The sequence below is a fragment of the Halorubrum sp. Ea1 genome, assembly GCF_002252965.1.
GTDB lineage: Archaea > Halobacteriota > Halobacteria > Halobacteriales > Haloferacaceae > Halorubrum.
This window is the reverse complement of record NZ_NHPG01000045.1, coordinates 1-2,507: the sequence shown is the minus strand read 5'-3', so window position 1 is coordinate 2,507 and position 2,507 is coordinate 1. Positions and strand designations below refer to the sequence as shown.

At 72.1% G+C, this 2,507-nt stretch carries 3 protein-coding genes and 1 pseudogene; 3 read left to right on the top strand and 1 reads right to left on the bottom strand.

Annotated features, from left to right (window positions below):
- The 3 genes and pseudogenes from DJ73_RS06115 to azf form a co-directional block, all read left to right on the top strand.
- A pseudogene (locus DJ73_RS06115) lies at positions 1-382 on the top strand (DNA mismatch repair protein MutS); the annotation flags it as partial.
- Between the two features lie 62 nt (positions 383-444).
- Positions 445-795, top strand: a complete 351-nt coding sequence (gene sepF, locus DJ73_RS06110) for a cell division protein SepF (protein ID WP_094525416.1) — start codon at positions 445-447, stop codon at positions 793-795.
- 124 nt (positions 796-919) lie between these two features.
- Positions 920-1,825: an NAD-dependent glucose-6-phosphate dehydrogenase Azf gene (gene azf, locus DJ73_RS06105; protein ID WP_094525415.1), complete on the top strand. Its 906-nt coding sequence runs from the start codon at positions 920-922 to the stop codon at positions 1,823-1,825.
- Between the two features lie 12 nt (positions 1,826-1,837).
- Here the strand turns inward: azf and DJ73_RS06100 are convergent.
- Positions 1,838-2,507 (bottom strand): DUF309 domain-containing protein (locus DJ73_RS06100; RefSeq protein ID WP_141212913.1); only part of this gene is annotated, 670 nt, incomplete at its 5' end.

The window sequence follows — 2,507 nt, the reverse complement described above, 5'->3', positions numbered from 1 at the left end:
CGGAGCCGGGGCCGGCGAGGGGACGAAGCAGGTCGTCTTCGACCTCTCGTCCGGGTCGTTCGCGGACGAGGGCGGCGCCGGGTCGACCGGGGCGGCCGCCGACGCCTCCGCCCCCGAAGAGGGCCGAAACGGAACGGGCCGGGAGCGGGCGTCGGACGACGCCGGAGGTGACGACGGGTCCGCCGGACGCCCCGAGACCGACGAATCCGCCGAACGCCCCGAGGGCGCCGAGAGCGCGGGGGCGGCGGGGGCCGACCGGCTCGACCCCGAGACCCGCGCCGTGATCGAGGAGCTGAGCGACGTCGACGTCGCGGAGACCGCGCCCGTGGAGCTGCTCGCGCGCGTGCAAGAGTGGCAGGATCGGCTCGACGAGAGCCGCTGACGACCCGCGGACCGGGTGCGTCTGACGTAAGAACTAATGTCCGACCTCGACGTGTAGTGTGTATGGGCATCATGAGCAAGATCCTCGGCGGGGGCGGCAACCGCTCCGTCGACGATTACGTCGAGCTCAACCTCGACGACTTCGCCGAGGCGCACGCCGAGACGGGGATGCAGGTACACATCGCGGAGATCGGTGACCAGGGCGACGTCATCCCGATCAAAGACGCCGTCTACGACGGCGATTTCGTCATCGCCGACATCACTCGTCACTCGACGTCGGACCGCACGATCGAACACATCATCGACGAGCTTCGCCAGGTCGCTCAAGAGGTCGACGGCGACATCGTGCAGAAGGGCGACGACCAGATCGTGGTCACGCCGACGGGCGTCTCGATCTCCCGGAAGAAGCTGTAACCGGGATTCGTCTCGGTCTCTGACTCTCTTCGGATATCTCGCCGCGGGCGCACGGTCCCCGCGATCGGCCGGTGCGTGGCCGAACCGTGTATTATATGCCCGTCTCCCGCCCACGTACGACCGAATGGACGAGCCGGTCCTGCTGACGGGCGCCGGCGGACGGGTGGGGCAGGCCATCCTCCGCGGCATCGGGGACGACTACGAGTGGCGACTCCTCGACAGGGAGCCGCTCCCGGCGGCGAAGGTGCCGGACGGGGTCACCGACGCCGACCGGTACGTCGCGGACATCACCGACGAGCGGGCGGTCCGGGAGGCCATGGAGGGCGTCGCCGCCGTGATCCACCTCGCCGGCGACCCGCGGAAGACGGCGCCGTGGGACTCCGTGCTCCGCAACAACATCGACGGGACGCAGGTCGTGATGCGCGCGGCCGTCGACGAGGGCGTCGACAAGTTCGCGTTCGCCTCCTCGAACCACGCCGTCGGCGGCTACGAGACCGACGACCGGACCCCGGACCTGTACCGCACGGACGACGACTACCGGCTGGACGGCACCGAGCTCCCCCGGCCCGGGAACCTGTACGGCGTCTCGAAGGCGACCGGCGAGGCGCTCGGGCGCCTCTACCACGACGAACACGGGATGAGCGTCGTCTGCGTCCGCATCGGGAACCTCACGAAGGACCACCCGCCGCGGGAGTACGAGCGCGGGCAGGCGATGTGGCTCTCGCACCGCGACTGCGCGCACCTGTTCGACCGGTGTCTGCGGGCCGACTACGGCTATGAGGTCGTCTACGGCATCTCGAACAACGACCGGCGCTACTACTCGATCGAGCGCGCCCGCGAGGCGCTCGGCTACGACCCCGCCGACAACTCCGCGGACTACACCTTCGAGGGCGAGCCGAAGGACGGGGCCTCGGAGTCGGACGGGGGCGACCCCGGCGATGGGATCGGTCCCGACGGCGGGACCGACCCCGCGGTCACCGGGGAGCCGAACTTCCCCTCGGACCCGGACACGCCGACCGACGGCGCCTAACCGAGTTCAAATTTAAAAGAGGTCGTCGACGTCGCGTCGCTTCCGCTCGGCCAGGTCCACGTGATCCGCGAGCCGCGCGGCCACCTGCGGCCGGGCGTCGGGCTCGCGGAGGAACGCGAAGAGGAGCTCCGCGAACCGCGTCCGCCCGGTGCCGCGCTCCTCGCGCGCCAGCGCCGCGGCCGCCTCGAACGTCCCCGGGTCGCCGTGGTCGACCGCCTCGGCGAGCGGGGGCGCCGCGAGCAGCGCGGCCGCGAGGTCCAAGTCCGCGAACCTCGGCACCGCGTCGCCGACCCGGATCGGCGGCGGCTCGCTGCGCTCGACCGTCTCCGGGTCGGTCGCAAGCCGTCGGCACCACTCCCGGACGGTCGCGACGTCGACGCCGCGAGTTCCGCCGCCGTCGCCGCGGGCCGCCTCCGCGTCGAGTCCGTCGAGGTACCGGACCGCGTTGGCGGCGCACCCGGTCGCGCCGGACCAGTTCCGCTCGCTCGCGTGGTGAGTGGCCGCCGCGGCCGCGATCAGCCCGTGGAGCAGGCGCTCGTCGTCGCCCTCGTCGAGCGGGAGCCACGCTGCCTCCCACGGGTCGTGCGCCGCGAGCGTGTGCCCCTCGTTAAATAGGGCGGCGCCGGCGGCGACGGCGGCGGAGACCGACGGCGGGTCGTCGGGGTCGTCTCCGCGGTCGTCT